Source organism: Sulfitobacter donghicola DSW-25 = KCTC 12864 = JCM 14565 (assembly GCF_000622405.1).
Classification (GTDB): Bacteria; Pseudomonadota; Alphaproteobacteria; order Rhodobacterales; family Rhodobacteraceae; genus Sulfitobacter; species Sulfitobacter donghicola.
Genome location: NZ_JASF01000005.1, coordinates 1,250,407 through 1,264,111, shown reverse-complemented (window position 1 = coordinate 1,264,111; position 13,705 = coordinate 1,250,407). Strand labels below are relative to the sequence as shown.

At 55.0% G+C, this 13,705-nt stretch carries 13 protein-coding genes; 6 read left to right on the top strand and 7 right to left on the bottom strand.

Annotated features, from left to right (window positions below; translation table 11 throughout):
* Window positions 1-37 precede the first annotated feature (37 nt).
* The 3 genes from Z948_RS0107045 to Z948_RS0107035 all read left to right on the top strand — a co-directional run bounded on the left by Z948_RS0107045 (window position 38) and on the right by Z948_RS0107035 (window position 1,665).
* Window positions 38-613, top strand: coding sequence for a DUF1285 domain-containing protein (locus tag Z948_RS0107045; RefSeq protein WP_025058860.1), 576 nt, complete (start codon window positions 38-40; stop codon window positions 611-613).
* 66 nt (window positions 614-679) lie between these two features.
* Window positions 680-1,435 carry a hydroxypyruvate isomerase family protein gene (locus Z948_RS0107040; protein WP_025058859.1) on the top strand — a complete coding sequence of 252 codons (756 nt, stop codon included), beginning with the start codon at window positions 680-682 and terminating at the stop codon, window positions 1,433-1,435.
* Window positions 1,432-1,665 carry a DUF2798 domain-containing protein gene (locus Z948_RS0107035; RefSeq protein ID WP_025058858.1) on the top strand — a complete coding sequence of 78 codons (234 nt, stop codon included), beginning with the start codon at window positions 1,432-1,434 and terminating at the stop codon, window positions 1,663-1,665. The genes Z948_RS0107040 and Z948_RS0107035 overlap by 4 nt, the downstream gene beginning before the upstream one ends.
* Before the next feature lies 1 nt (window position 1,666).
* Here Z948_RS0107035 and Z948_RS0107030 read toward each other — a convergent pair whose 3' ends face one another.
* From Z948_RS0107030 to Z948_RS0107020, 3 genes are all read right to left on the bottom strand, one after another.
* Window positions 1,667-2,296: a glutathione S-transferase gene (locus tag Z948_RS0107030; protein ID WP_025058857.1), complete on the bottom strand. Its 630-nt coding sequence runs from the start codon at window positions 2,294-2,296 to the stop codon at window positions 1,667-1,669.
* On the bottom strand, window positions 2,296-5,088 hold the full coding sequence (polA, locus tag Z948_RS0107025; RefSeq protein ID WP_025058856.1) for a DNA polymerase I: 2,793 nt from the start codon (window positions 5,086-5,088) through the stop codon (window positions 2,296-2,298). The genes Z948_RS0107030 and polA overlap by 1 nt, the downstream gene beginning before the upstream one ends.
* A gap of 91 nt (window positions 5,089-5,179) precedes the next feature.
* Window positions 5,180-5,359 carry a zinc-finger domain-containing protein gene (locus tag Z948_RS0107020; RefSeq protein WP_025058855.1) on the bottom strand — a complete coding sequence of 60 codons (180 nt, stop codon included), beginning with the start codon at window positions 5,357-5,359 and terminating at the stop codon, window positions 5,180-5,182.
* A gap of 563 nt (window positions 5,360-5,922) precedes the next feature.
* On the opposite strand from Z948_RS0107020, the gene gpmI reads away from it, so the two are divergent.
* From gpmI to Z948_RS0107000, 3 genes are read left to right on the top strand one after another with little or no spacing between them, the layout of a single operon-like run.
* The gene (gene gpmI / locus Z948_RS0107010; RefSeq protein ID WP_025058854.1) at window positions 5,923-7,440 is read left to right on the top strand and encodes a 2,3-bisphosphoglycerate-independent phosphoglycerate mutase; all 1,518 of its coding nucleotides are present in this window, start codon (window positions 5,923-5,925) and stop codon (window positions 7,438-7,440) included.
* Window positions 7,437-8,564, top strand: coding sequence for a murein hydrolase activator EnvC family protein (locus tag Z948_RS0107005; protein WP_025058853.1), 1,128 nt, complete (start codon window positions 7,437-7,439; stop codon window positions 8,562-8,564). The genes gpmI and Z948_RS0107005 overlap by 4 nt, the downstream gene beginning before the upstream one ends.
* 4 nt (window positions 8,565-8,568) lie before the next feature.
* Window positions 8,569-9,906, top strand: coding sequence for a S41 family peptidase (locus Z948_RS0107000; RefSeq protein WP_025058852.1), 1,338 nt, complete (start codon window positions 8,569-8,571; stop codon window positions 9,904-9,906).
* Between the two features lie 104 nt (window positions 9,907-10,010).
* Here Z948_RS0107000 and Z948_RS0106995 read toward each other — a convergent pair whose 3' ends face one another.
* From Z948_RS0106995 to ilvD, 4 genes are all read right to left on the bottom strand, one after another.
* A complete protein-coding gene (locus tag Z948_RS0106995) occupies window positions 10,011-10,385 on the bottom strand; it encodes a hypothetical protein (RefSeq protein ID WP_025058851.1) in 375 nt (124 codons plus the stop codon).
* Window positions 10,386-10,423: 38 nt separating this feature from the next.
* On the bottom strand, window positions 10,424-11,197 hold the full coding sequence (locus Z948_RS0106990; protein ID WP_025058850.1) for a DUF6478 family protein: 774 nt from the start codon (window positions 11,195-11,197) through the stop codon (window positions 10,424-10,426).
* A 118-nt stretch (window positions 11,198-11,315) separates the two neighbouring features.
* On the bottom strand, window positions 11,316-11,918 hold the full coding sequence (locus tag Z948_RS0106985; RefSeq protein WP_025058849.1) for a hypothetical protein: 603 nt from the start codon (window positions 11,916-11,918) through the stop codon (window positions 11,316-11,318).
* A complete protein-coding gene (gene ilvD / locus Z948_RS0106980; protein ID WP_025058848.1) occupies window positions 11,899-13,665 on the bottom strand; it encodes a dihydroxy-acid dehydratase in 1,767 nt (588 codons plus the stop codon). The genes Z948_RS0106985 and ilvD overlap by 20 nt, the downstream gene beginning before the upstream one ends.
* Window positions 13,666-13,705 lie beyond the last annotated feature (40 nt).

Below are 13,705 nucleotides of genomic sequence, written 5' to 3'. Positions count from 1 at the left end.
TGTAAGTGTATCTCGTAATGATGGAATGGCAAAAGCAATGAGCGGACAAAAAACTGTGACACCGTCAGCAACGAGCCTCGCTGAGGCGGTAAAAGCAACAAATTCGCGCGGTTTGCCGCCGGTTGAGCAATGGAACCCGCCTTTTTGCGGTGACCTTGATATGGAAATTCACCGCGATGGGACGTGGTTTTACGAAGGAACCCCAATTGGACGGCCCGCTTTGGTGAAATTATTCGCATCGATTCTCATTCGGGAAGGTGAGGACTACTTCCTTGTGACGCCTGTTGAAAAAGTCGGCATTCGTGTGGATGACGCGCCATTTGTCGCAGTCGATTTCGAAGTGACGGGCAGTGGTCAGGATCAGCAGCTGACTTTTACCACAAATCTGGACGATGTCGCGACGGCTGACAACGATTTTCCTTTGCGATTCGAACGGGACACCGCAACAGGAGAGCCCTCTCCCTATGTCCGTATTCGCCGAAACCTTGAGGCACTGATAGACCGCAAAAGCTTTTACCGTTTGGTTGACCTTGGGGTGCACCATGATGGGTGGTTTGGTGTGTGGTCGGGGGGCAGGTTTTTCGGCATCATCCCGTCCAAAGACCTGCCTTAAGCTAGAAACAACCGAGGGGCCGATATTTTGGCGGACCCGAATTCCAACCCTGTAAGGAAACAAGAAATGAAAGCGGCCGCCAACCTAAGTCTCCTTTGGCCAGAACTGCCCTATCTAGACCGTTTCGATGCAGCTGCGATGGCGGGGTTTAAAGCTGTTGAGGTCCAGTTCCCCTATGAAACACCCGCCAAAGAGACCCAGCGCGCCCTTTTGAAGAATGGATTGGAGATGGTGCTGATCAACGCGCCACCGCCAAATTATACAGGCGGCTTGCGTGGTTTTGCAGCGGTTGAGGGCAGCGAAGATCGGTTTGCCTATGACATGCGCCGCGCCTTTCGCTATGCGGCTGAATTGCGGGTCCCCAAGATACATGTGATGTCGGGTGCTGCATCAGGTTCTGCTGCCAAGGACAGAATGATCACAAACCTAAAGGCAGCGACAGCCTCGGCGCCAGAAGGCATGTCGCTGACGATCGAGCCACTGTGCCCAGAGGCCCAGCCGGACTATTTCCTAAACAACTATGACCTTGCAGCTGAAATAATCGCGGCGGTGGATGCACCAAATCTCGGGCTGCAATTTGACAGCTATCACGCGCAAATGATCCATGGTGATGCGGTTGCGGTGTACGAGAAATTTCATCACCTGATTACCCATGTCCAGATTGGTGATGCCCCTCATCGCAATGCACCAGGGTGCGGCAATGTGGCTTTCTCCGATCTCTTTTCTTCCATGAGGTCAAAGGGCTATGACGGCTGGGTCGGTGGTGAATATACGCCTGATACTTCAACTGAAATTACATTGGACTGGATGAAACAGTTATGATCCCCGCAAAATTTGCTCCCGTTTTGTTTGGCTTTATCCTATCGGGCCTGATGTCTTGCATTGTCTCGGGTATCGCCACGTTTCGGGCGCTGGACGGCAACGGGCCATTTATGGAAGCATGGATGACATCGTGGATGTTCAGCTGGATGGTTGCTTTCCCTACGGTTTTGGTCGTCGCACCGATTGCCCGCCGCATCGTCGCGGCGATCGTCTCTGCTCCAAAGACCTGATTTAGTCAGGAAAGAACACAGGCGCGCTTTGCGGTTGCCATTGTTCGAATTTGGGCATGATGGCTTGAAAGTCTTCAGACGCCAAAAACGCACCTAGCCAAGCGTGCAGGTTTGGCCATGGCTGCGCGTCAAACCAAGCTTTGTCGATAAAGGCAAACTGGCGCACGAACGGCAGGATCGCATAGTCGGCCAAGCTTGGCTGATCGAAAATCCATGGGCCCAGCGCCTGATCCAAATCGCACAGGAAAATACAGGCATCGTTACGATGTTTTGTGGCATCTTCGTCAGGATAACGAGTCGCGTATTTGGTGCGATCCAAGGCGTGTTTAAAGGGGCCGTCAGCGCGGGCGATCCAATCATGGCCTGCTTCTGGCATGTCCAGCCACCCTTGCGGATCGTTCTGGTCTAACGCCCATTTCATGATGTCCAGACTTTCATCCACCACCAGAGCCTTATCAACCAAACAGGGCACCGTTGCCGAGGGTGACACGGCAAGGAATGCTTCGGGTTTGTCCCGCAAAACGACTTCGCGCAGCTCAACACGACAGCCAGATGATAACACGGCCAACCGCGCACGCATCGCATAGGGACAGCGGCGAAACGAATAGAGGATCGGAGCAGAGCCCGTCATCAGTGCGCTTCGGCCCAGTTACTGCCTGTTCCGGCATCGACCGTTAGCTTTACATCCAGCTTCACCACAGGATCCGAGGCGTTTTCCATAATGTTGCGTGCGACGCTGATCAGGTCGTCTTCGGCCCCTTTATCGACTTCGAACAGCAATTCATCATGGACCTGTAGCAACATCTTGGCTGGTAGGTCTGCAATCGCGTCAGGCATGCGGATCATGGCGCGGCGGATGACGTCAGCGGCCGTGCCTTGGATCGGCGCGTTGATCGCCGCACGGGCCGCAAACCCTGCGCGGGGGCCTTTCGATGCAATCTCGGGCGTGTGGATTTTGCGGCCAAACAGGGTCTGAACATAGCCGTGTTCTTTGGCGAATGCTTTTGTGTCATCCATATAGGTACGGATACCAGGGAAGCGTTCGAAATAGCGGTCGATGAAGCCCTGTGCCTCGGCGCGCGGGATACGCAGGTTCCGCGCCAAACCAAAGCCCGAGATGCCATAGATCACGCCAAAGTTGATCGCTTTAGCCTGACGGCGGATGTCTGGGGTCATCTCGGCCAGTGGCACATTGAACATCTCTGAGGCGGTCATCGCGTGAATGTCCAAACCATCTGCAAAGGCCTGCTTGAGCGATGGCAAATCAGCGATATGGGCCAGTAGGCGCAATTCGATCTGGGAATAATCCAGCGCGACAAGGGTGCGGCCTTCTTCGGCGACAAAGGCCTCGCGAATGCGGCGGCCTTCCTCGGTTCGGATTGGGATGTTTTGCAGGTTCGGATCGGTCGAAGACAAACGCCCCGTTGAGGCACCCGTGATGGAATAGGATGTGTGCACACGCCCCGTGTCAGCATTGATGTGGGTCTGTAGCGCGTCTGTATAGGTGGACTTTAGCTTGCTCAGCTGCCGCCAGTCGAGAACCCGTGCAGGCATCGCATGTTCGGTTGCCAAATCTTCTAGCACATCAACGCCAGTCGCATAGGCGCCTGTCTTGCCCTTTTTGCCGCCCTCTAGGCCCATTTCGTCAAACAGGATTTCACCCAGTTGCTTGGGCGATCCCACATTGAACGGGCGTCCGGCGAGCTCGTGAATCTCGGCCTCTAATGCTGCCATTTTCTGGGCAAAGGCGTTGGACATACGGCTAAGCGTGTCCCGATCTACCTTCACGCCGTGACGTTCCATTTGCATGAGGACAGGCACCAGCGGGCGCTCTAGCGTTTCGTAAACACGGGTTGTTTGCGCACGGTGCAAGGCGGGTTTGAAATGTTGCCACAGGCGCAGGGTGATATCGGCGTCTTCGGCGGCGTAAGGTACGGCATCTTCCAGCGGAACCTTGTCAAAGGTGATTGCGGATTTGCCACTGCCAAGCAGGGGTTTTATCGGGATCGGGGTGTGGTTCAGATACCGTTCAGAGAGCGCATCCATGCCGTGACCATGCAATCCGGCATGCATCGCATAGCTCATCAGCATCGTGTCATCGAATGGCGTAACGCCGATGTTCAGCTGCGCAAAAATCTTGGCGTCATATTTCATGTTCTGCCCGATCTTCAGGATCGATTGATCCTCTAGCATCGGGGTAAGCATCCGCAGGGCTTCTTCGAAACCCATCTGCCCTTCGGCCAAATCATCTGACCCAAACAGATCATCACCGCGGTTGGCTTTGTGGATCAGCGGGATATAGCAGGCCTCGCCCGCCTCGACACAGAGGCTGATGCCAACCAGATCGGCAGTCATATCGTTGAGGCCCGTCGTTTCCGTATCAACCGCCACATAGCCACGGGCATAGATTTTATCGAGCCACGTTTGCAGGGTCTCTTTATCGCTCACCATTGTGTAGCTGGCTTTGTCGAACGGGATGGCCTCAATCTCGGCTGCGCCCTCAGTGGGGGCGGCTTCGGGGATTACTGGCGCCTCTACCTTTAGTGTTTCAGCAATGCGTTTGGTGAGGGTGCGGAATTCCATCTGCGACAGGAAAGAGAGCAGCTTTTCCGGATCAGGGTCGCGGACCTCAAGATCGTCGAGCGTAAAGTCCAATGGCGTTTTTTCATCCAGTTGCACCAAGCGACGGGACAGGCGGATTTGTTCGGCATTGTCGATCAGGGTCTGGCGGCGCTTGGGTTGTTTGATCTCGCCCGCGCGCTCTAGCAGCGCATCAAGGTCACCGTATTCATTGATCAACAAGGCCGCGGTTTTGATGCCGATGCCCGGCGCGCCCGGGACGTTATCAACCGAGTCACCGGCAAGCGCCTGCACATCCACGACGCGTTCGGGATAAACGCCGAACTTGGCATGGACCCCTTCGCGGTCGATCAAGTTGTTTTTCATCGCATCGAACATTTCGACGCCGCCACCAACCAACTGCATCAGGTCCTTGTCCGAGCTGATAATGGTGCAACGCCCGCCCGCTTCGCGCGCCTGAACCGATAGGGTCGCGATGATGTCGTCGGCTTCGTAGCCCTCTTTTTCTTCACAGGCGATGTTGAAGGCGATTGTCGCCTCGCGGGTTAGGGGCATTTGCGGGCGCAGGTCTTCGGGCATCGCTTCGCGATTGGCTTTGTACTGGTCGTACATTTCATTTCGGAAGGTATGGCTGCCCTTGTCAAAGATAACGGCAACGTGGGTCGGCGCATCTGCGCCTGTGTTTCCCTCGATATAGCGCTGCAACATATTGCAGAAACCGGATACAGCCCCGATGGGCAGGCCATCGGATTTCCGCGTAAGGGGCGGTAGCGCGTGATAGGCGCGAAAAATAAAGGCAGATCCGTCGATCAGATGAAGGTGGTGACCTTTGCCAAATGCCATGTGATTGCGCTCCCTGTTTGCGGTGGTGTTTCTTTTGCCATGCTCCGCGCAGGCTCACCAGAGGGATACGGCGATCTATGGGCAGTTTGCCTCAGACTTTGCCTTCAAAATCTTTGTGAATGTGTTTGCATCCGCAATATCCACATTCCACCCAGCCCTTATCGGTGGGAATTTGCAGCCAGACGCGTGGATGGCCCGAAGCCCCTTCGCCCCCGTCACAGGCCACGCGATAGCTGTCGACGATACGGATTTCTTGGGCTGTCGTTGTCATATCGGGGCCTCTAGCAAGTCACATTCGATATCAGGGTTATGACCAATTCGCCGCTTTCGGGCAAGAGGGGCTTATTTCGAATGCAGTAGGTCATTTTGGGGGAAAAGCGGTTTGAGTGCTGCATATTTGATAAAGTGCGATAACCCAAATGGGGTATCGCACGCTGTTTTGTGATCGTTTTTGGTAAAAAGTGAAGAAATTCTTAACCATTTGGTAGAAAATTTATTGCAGGGGCAACCGTGCAACGCGCATCGTTACTGCATAGTCAGAACTACATAGAACGATCTATATTTTTTTCTTCTTCCTTAATACCCCAAGGTGAAGATGCAATAGATTGAGCAGGAGGCTGACAGCCTTGATAGGCCAAAGCAAGCAGAGCATCATATTCAGATGCCTGTTCCGAGCAAAATTTAACGCGCTTCGCTGGTTCGACCAGCAGCCTTGGGGGCCAATTTTCACAAATTTGCCTCCAAACTAACCTCATTCAGATAAAACGGTTCCCGTCCTGCCGCGCGATGGGTAAAAGGCCCTATCACTCATTTTCAGTGCCGGAGCCTGTTCGTATGTCATCCCCCAAACCAGTAGTCCTTTGTATTCTTGATGGCTGGGGCATCGGAGAAAGCTCTGACGGTAATGCCCCGTTGTTGGCAAAAACGCCAAACATGGATCGCCTAATGGCAAATAACTCGTCTGCGACCCTTACCACTTTTGGCCCTGATGTGGGTTTGCCACGGGGTCAGATGGGTAACTCAGAGGTTGGGCATACCAATATTGGTGCAGGTCGCGTTGTGGCGATGGATTTAGGGCAGATTGATCTGGCCATTGAAGAGGGTAGTTTTGCCACCCATGCTCCGATGCAGGATTTTATCGCTACGCTGAAACGTACAGGTGGTACGGCCCATTTGATGGGCCTTGTTTCGCAAGGTGGTGTGCATGGGCATATTTCCCATATGGTTGCCGCTGTGCATGCGTTGAATGATGCGGGGGTTCCTGTTGTCATCCACGCTTTGACGGATGGGCGTGATGTTGCCCCCCAATCTGCATTGGCTGATCTCGCCTTTCTCGAACAGGCTTTGCCTGACGGCGTGCGCATTGTGACACTGTCAGGCCGTTACTACGCAATGGACCGAGACAACCGTTGGGATCGGGTGGAGCAGGCCTATGCTGCCATCGCAACGGGTGCGGGTGCACAGGCAGATAGCGCCATTGCCGCCGTCCAAACCTCTTACGACAGTGATGTCGTGGATGAATTCATCGTGCCCTGCGTGATCGGGGACTATGCTGGCGCTCGGGAGGGAGACGGCTTTTTCTGCCTGAATTTCCGTGCAGATCGCGCGCGCGAAATTATGGAGGCTTTGGCCGCGCCAACGTTTCAGGGTTTTGATCGCGGTACGCGGATCGGCTGGTCGGCCGTTATGGGAATGGCTGCCTATTCTTCGGCGCATACAGCCTATATGACCACGATGTACCCAAAGCCCGAAATCGTGAACACATTAGGGGCGTGGGTTGCGGCAAAGGGTTTGCGCCAGTTCCGTTTGGCGGAAACTGAAAAATACCCCCATGTTACTTTCTTTCTGAATGGCGGGGCAGAAGAGCCAGAGACAGGTGAAGATCGCTTTATGCCACTTTCCCCAAAGGTGGCGACCTATGATTTACAGCCAGAGATGTCGAGCGAAGAGGTCACCGATCAATTCGTCCAAGCGATCCAAGCGCAATATGATCTGATCGTTGTGAACTATGCCAACCCCGACATGGTGGGCCATACAGGCGATTTGGACGCAGCAATTGCAGCCTGTGAGGCGGTGGATGCTGGCCTTGGCAAGGCGCTAGACGCGCTTGAGAAGGTGGGCGGCGCGATGATCGTCACGGCGGATCATGGCAACTGTGAGATGATGATTGATCCTGAAACGGGCGGCGCCCATACGGCGCATACGCTGAACCCAGTTCCCGTTGTTGTCGTAGGAGGGCCAGAAAATGCCACCCTGCAAACCGGACGTCTGGCCGACCTTGCTCCAACGGTTTTGGCATTGATGGGTTTGGATCAACCAGATGAAATGACAGGGAAGAACCTGCTGGTATGATCCTTCGCGCTTTCCTTTTGTGCATCGTATTTGCCGCGCCAGCAGCTGCCCAAAATGATGCAGCGGCCCAAGCGCGCGCAGCGGTGGCGATGCTAGAGGATGCGGCGGAAAAGCTGGATGCGGCGGGTGGAGCGCGGGATCGTGTCCGCGCGCTTACTGAAACGATATTGGCTTTTGAAACGGGCCTTGCTTCGATGCGGACGGGTCTTCGCCAAGCCGCCATTCGCGAGTCGCAGTTAAGTGCGCGTTTGGAGGCAAGGGATGGTGAGGTCGGGCAACTGTTGGCCGTCTTACAGGGCATGGGTTCGACGACCCCCAAAGCGTTGTTGCATCCTGATGGGCCTACGGGAACGGCGCGCGCAGGCCTTTTGTTGGCCGAATTGACACCAGCGCTGAACAAACGTGCCGACCAATTGCGCCGTGACTTGGAAGATGTGCAAACCCTTCGGACACTTCAAACAGATGCCGAAGAGCGCCTCCGCACGAGCCTTACAGCGGTGCAGGACGCGAGAACGGCCCTGAACCAAGCGATTGCAGAACGGACCGACCTTCCGAAACGTTTTACCGAAGACCCAGTTTCAACAGCGATTCTAATTGCCTCCACCGAGACACTGGATGGCTTTGCATCGGGGCTGTCCGAGATCGTGACAGGTGAAAACATTAATGTTGAAACACCGATTAATATTGAGGGGCAGATCGGGGCGCTTCCCCTACCAGTTCAAAGCCTAGTTCTACGAGGCATGAACGAAGCGGATGCGGCGGGAATCAAACGACCAGGGTTGCTGTTAGCGGCGCGCCCTCGCGCGATCGTGACGTCGCCAACGGCTGCAACCATCCGTTATCAGGGACCATTATTAGATTTTGGCAACGTAATGATTCTGGAGCCTCGGGCAGATACACTTTTTATTCTGGCCGGATTAGAGACTGTTTATGGTGAAATTGGTCAGGTTTTAGCCGCTGGCGCCCCCATTGGATTAATGGGCGGCCCTGAAACAAGCGGTGAATTGTCAACAGATGGTGATGGGACTGGTACTGAGCGCTCAGAAACGCTCTATATAGAAGTCAGACAAGATAATGTTCCCCAAGATCCTGCATCTTGGTTCAGGACCGACAAGGATGGATGATTAAATGAAGAAGTTTTTGATGGCCGCCGCTGGTGGTACGGTTGCGGGTGTTCTCGCGACCACCCAGATCGCAGCGCCTTTGCTTGCACAAGAAGCGGCCAAGACGGAAAATGTCTATGAGCAGCTGGACCTATTCGGCGACATCTTTGAACGGATTCGGGCGCAATACGTCGAAGAAGTCGATTCGGGTGAATTGATCGAAGCGGCGATTGACGGGATGCTGACCTCGCTTGATCCACACTCTAGCTATTTGTCGCCAAAGGACGCAGCAAAAATGCGCGAACAGACGCGCGGAGAATTTGGCGGTTTGGGTATCGAAGTGACCCAAGAAGAAGGCTTTGTTAAAGTTGTCTCGCCCATCGATGGCACGCCAGCTGATGAGGCGGGCATCGAAGCGGGTGATTTTATCACTCATGTGAACGGCGAAAGCCTGCTGGGGCTGGTCCTTGACGAAGCGGTTGAACTGATGCGCGGGCCAGTTGGTTCTGAAATCGTGATCACCGTTGTTCGCGAAGGCGAGAGCGAGCCATTTGATGTCTCGATCGTACGTGACACGATCGAGCTGACCGTTGTTCGTTCTCGTACCGAAGGCGATAGCGTTGTTCTGCGCCTCAGCACTTTCAACGATCAGACCTATCCAAAACTGGAAGAGCAGCTGAAAGAAAAAGTTGAAACCGCTGGCGGTATGGATGCGATCAACGGCTTTGTTATCGATCTGCGCAACAACCCTGGTGGTTTGCTGACGCAGGCGATTAAAGTGTCTGATGCCTTCCTGGATGAGGGAGAAATCGTTAGCACCCGTGGCCGCGAAGCAGACGATGGTGAACGCTTCAACGCCAAGCTGGGCGATCTTGCCGAGGGTAAACCGATTGTCGTTCTGATCAACGGCGGGTCTGCTTCGGCTTCGGAAATCGTTGCGGGTGCCTTGCAAGATCATCGTCGTGCGATTGTGATCGGGACAAAAAGCTTTGGTAAAGGATCGGTTCAGACGGTGATGCCGTTGCGCAGCGAAGGCGCGATGCGCCTGACCACGGCGCGCTATTACACGCCATCGGGGCGTTCGATCCAATCCTTGGGCGTTTCCCCTGATATCGTTGTCGCACAACCGCCGCGGCGCGCTGAAAGCGAAGAAGAAGAGGATACACCAGTTCGCCGTTCCCGTTCCGAGGCGGACCTGCGCGGTAGCCTCAACAACGACAGCCTAACCGAAGACGAAGTGAACCAAATCATGGAAGATCGCGAAAAAGCTGAAGAAGCGGCCGAGCTGCGCGAAGAAGACTATCAGCTGGCTTATGCGATCGACATTCTCAAAGGTCTTTCGGCACTGGGTCCAAAAGAATAGGACCGCATCAAATCAAAGAAAAGGCCGCCCAAATTCGGGGCGGCCTTTTTCGTATATGGGTGGCTTTGATGCTGTTAGGGCACTTGGAACTCAGGCCAACTGGGTTAGCCCGTTTCCAGACAATGGCGGCGGAATGCGCGCTTTAGCATGTCCAATTCGGCCCGCAAAAGGTCAACCTCGACCCTTAGATCATCACCTAATGCCTCACCCGCCATCAGGCTGATTTCGCCCAGTTGTTCGTCGGTGTCAGCGTCGCTAATCAGGATCGTTTGCATCCCATCAGAAACCGCTTCGGCCGGGATCGGGATTTTAACCGCGTGACCTTCTCCGGTTTCTAATGGGGTTACGGTCACATCAAGAACTTGGGTTCCTTGATGTGTCACATCCAGTTTCGGTAACGCACCATCCAAAGCGCCTGTCAGCAGGCCCTGCCAGACGCCTTGGCGCAAAAATCTTTTTGTCAGGACAAGATTGGTCATTGGTTGCTCCGTCACCCGTTTCAGGGTCATCTATCTGCTTAAATCTGTGCTCTCGGGCGGCGCGAAAAGGTCAGGTCACGCAAGACGACTTGGTTCATTTCGGGCCCTTCAAAGATCAGATCGATCCAAGCCGCCTCAACGCGGCGTTCATTCAGGTTGGAATAGGCGAGGTCGAACTCGACAACAATTTGGTCTTGGTTCAGGTCCAGCTCTCGCACGATCTGTTCGGTATTCGGGCCGTTTTTGATGTTTAGGCGTGCGAAAATTTCGATAGGTTTCTCAAGCTCGACAATCGCATCCATGCGGATCAAATGGGTCCGTTTCAGGCCGCTGACACCTTCTGCTGGGATATCAACAACCAGCGATAGGAATGATCCGTCAAACCGGAAAACATCCATTCGCAAACCATAAGGCGCGAGGTCTTCCTCCCGCAGGTTGCGCAATTGGCGCAATGTCAGTTCGGAAAATTCACAGTCATGGAAAAGAGTAACTTCTTCGCCCAGCATCGAACGGGTTTGGACCGCGGAAAGGCCTGGGTGGGGCAATGGGCCGCGCCACAACTCGGGGCGCCATGCCCAATCGGCATTATGCGGTTTTGGAAAACTCGTAGACCCTTCGAGAGGAAGCGCCAGCCGTTCATCTGCAACGTGAATCAAGGCATCTAGATGGGCCTTAAGCTGGCGTGCATGTAACCTTTGGCGGCGCAGCGCTAATAGGTCAGCAGAGCGTGCCAAACGCGCATTTCGGGCCCATTTAGCAATTGTCCGGCTGTAAAATGCCGCGTCAAATAATGTTCCGCCTATTTTGGCCATCGTTATGCCTTGCTGCTCACTGCGTCTTTTTGCGCAATATCACGGTATCTTCCGACAGATTTGCGCCTTCTTGGTAGGATGCCATGCTTGGACACAGTCACGCAAGCATGCTGATGTCCTAGCTGGCGTTCGTTTCTTGTGTGGAGCGTTTTATCATCTCTTCCAAAACACCAATCCCCTCGTCGGAGATGGCACGTTGACCCTTTGGGCCATAAAGGGCTGCGCTCATCGAAAAATCGCCGACTTGCCCGATTGATCGCCAGTGATCAGATGACAAATCGGGGCTTGGGGCTGTGCCGGAGGTTTTGAAAACAGTGTGCTCGCCCCCCTGCTGAATATTGGACGGCACGGCCAAGCCGCCGGCGGTTGCGAATTCCTGTGGAGTTGGCTGGGGAGTATTCGTCCCTTTGCGGGACAGGCTAACGGTCAAAAGGCCCGCAACGGCACCCGTTTCACCTGTTTTCGCACCAAGCTTGTCACACCTCGCCATGATGGCAAAGCTTTGGCTTAGGGATGCAGCATCGATGCAATAGCCGCTTGGTGGCACCAAAGTTACCTTGCCGCGCATCATCTGTGCTTGGGTCAGCGGCGCAGACGAGGTGCTGTCCTCGGGCGGCGCTAGGTTGGCTAACAGGCCGGTACTGGTATCAACAACATCGCAGGCGCTCAGCAGGGTAAAGATGCTGAGCGCCGCAAAGGATTTAGAGGTCCATGTAGTCATGGCGCTCTTTCTTGGCTCCGGGGTGGGTGACAGCCCCCAGATATGTTGGGCCAACCAGCTGGGCGTACTTCCACAAGGCGCCAGAGGCATAAAGGTTTTCACGTGGACCTTCCCATGCCGCTTTGCGTGTCGCCAGCTCTTCGTCTGTGAGATCAACCGAGATCGACCCCGTGATCGCGTTCAACGTGATCATGTCGCCGTTTTTCAGCAGGCCAATCGGGCCGCCCATTGCCGCCTCGGGGCCAACGTGACCAACACAGAAACCACGGGTCGCGCCAGAGAAGCGACCGTCGGTGATAAGAGCGACTTTCTTGCCCATACCCTGACCGGAAAGAGCGGCAGTGGTTGCCAGCATTTCGCGCATACCCGGGCCGCCACGCGGACCTTCGTTGCGGATGACAAATACATCACCCTCGGAATAGGTGCGGTTTTGCACAGCTTCAAAGGCGTCTTGTTCGCATTCGAATACCAGCGCAGGACCGGTAAAGACGATGTCTTCTTCGGCCATGCCAGCGATCTTCACGATGGCACCTTCAGGGGCGAGGTTGCCTTTCAGGCCCACAACGCCGCCCGTGGTAGAGATCGGGTTTGCAACGGTGTGGATAACCTTGCCGTCTGCTTCGCGCTGGATTTTGTCCAGCTCTTCACCCATGGAATAGCCCGTCGCGGTGAGGCAGTCTTCGTGGATCAGACCAGCTTTGCGCAACTCGCCCATAACAACCGGAACACCGCCCGCTTCATACAGGTCTTTCGCGACATAGGCGCCGCCTGGCTTCATATCGACAAAATATGGCGTGTCGCGGAAGATTTCGCAGACGTCTTCGAGGAAGAAGTCGATGCCTGCTTCATGCGCCATGGCTGGCAGGTGGAGGCCAGCGTTGGTGGAGCCACCTGTGCAGGCAACAATACGTGCGGCGTTTTCAAATGCTTCACGGGTGCAGATGTCGCGGGCGCGGATGTTCTTTTCGATCAGGTTCATCACGGCCGCGCCGGACGCATGGGCGTATTCATCGCGGCTTTCATATGGGGCAGGTGCACCAGATGAGTTTGGCAATGCAAGGCCGATCGCCTCGGATACGCAGGCCATTGTGTTGGCAGTGAACTGACCACCACAAGCGCCAGCGGATGGGCACGCAACGCGCTCCAGTACTTCCAGAGCAGTTTCGGAAAGTGACCCGTTCTGCCAGTTGCCAACCGCTTCGAACATATCCTGAACGGTTAGGTCGCGGTCTGCAAAATTGTCCGGTACGTCAGCGCCCTTTGGCGCTTTGCCTGGTAGGATCGAACCGCCGTACATAAACACCGACGGAACGTTCAGACGGATCATCGCCATCATCATACCCGGCAGCGATTTGTCGCACCCAGCCAAGCCGACCAAGGCGTCATAGCAGTGGCCGCGCATGGTGAGCTCGACCGTGTCGGCAATCGCTTCGCGGGATGCCAAGGAGGAGCGCATGCCTTCATGGCCCATCGCGATCCCATCGGTCACGGTGATCGTGGTGAATTCACGTGGGGTACCCTGCTCGGAGGCAACGCCGACTTTTACAGATTGCGCCTGACGGTTCAGGGCGATGTTACAGGGGGCCGCTTCGTTCCAGCAGGTTGCGACGCCGACCAAAGGCTGGTGAATTTCCTCTTCGGTCATGCCCATAGCATAATAGTAAGAGCGGTGAGGTGCGCGCGCAGGCCCTTCAGTGACGTGACGGCTAGGTAATTTGGCTTTGTCGAAACGGGCATTGGTAGACATTGTTATGCGCTCCATGAATAATTCTCTGATAGCTCATAAT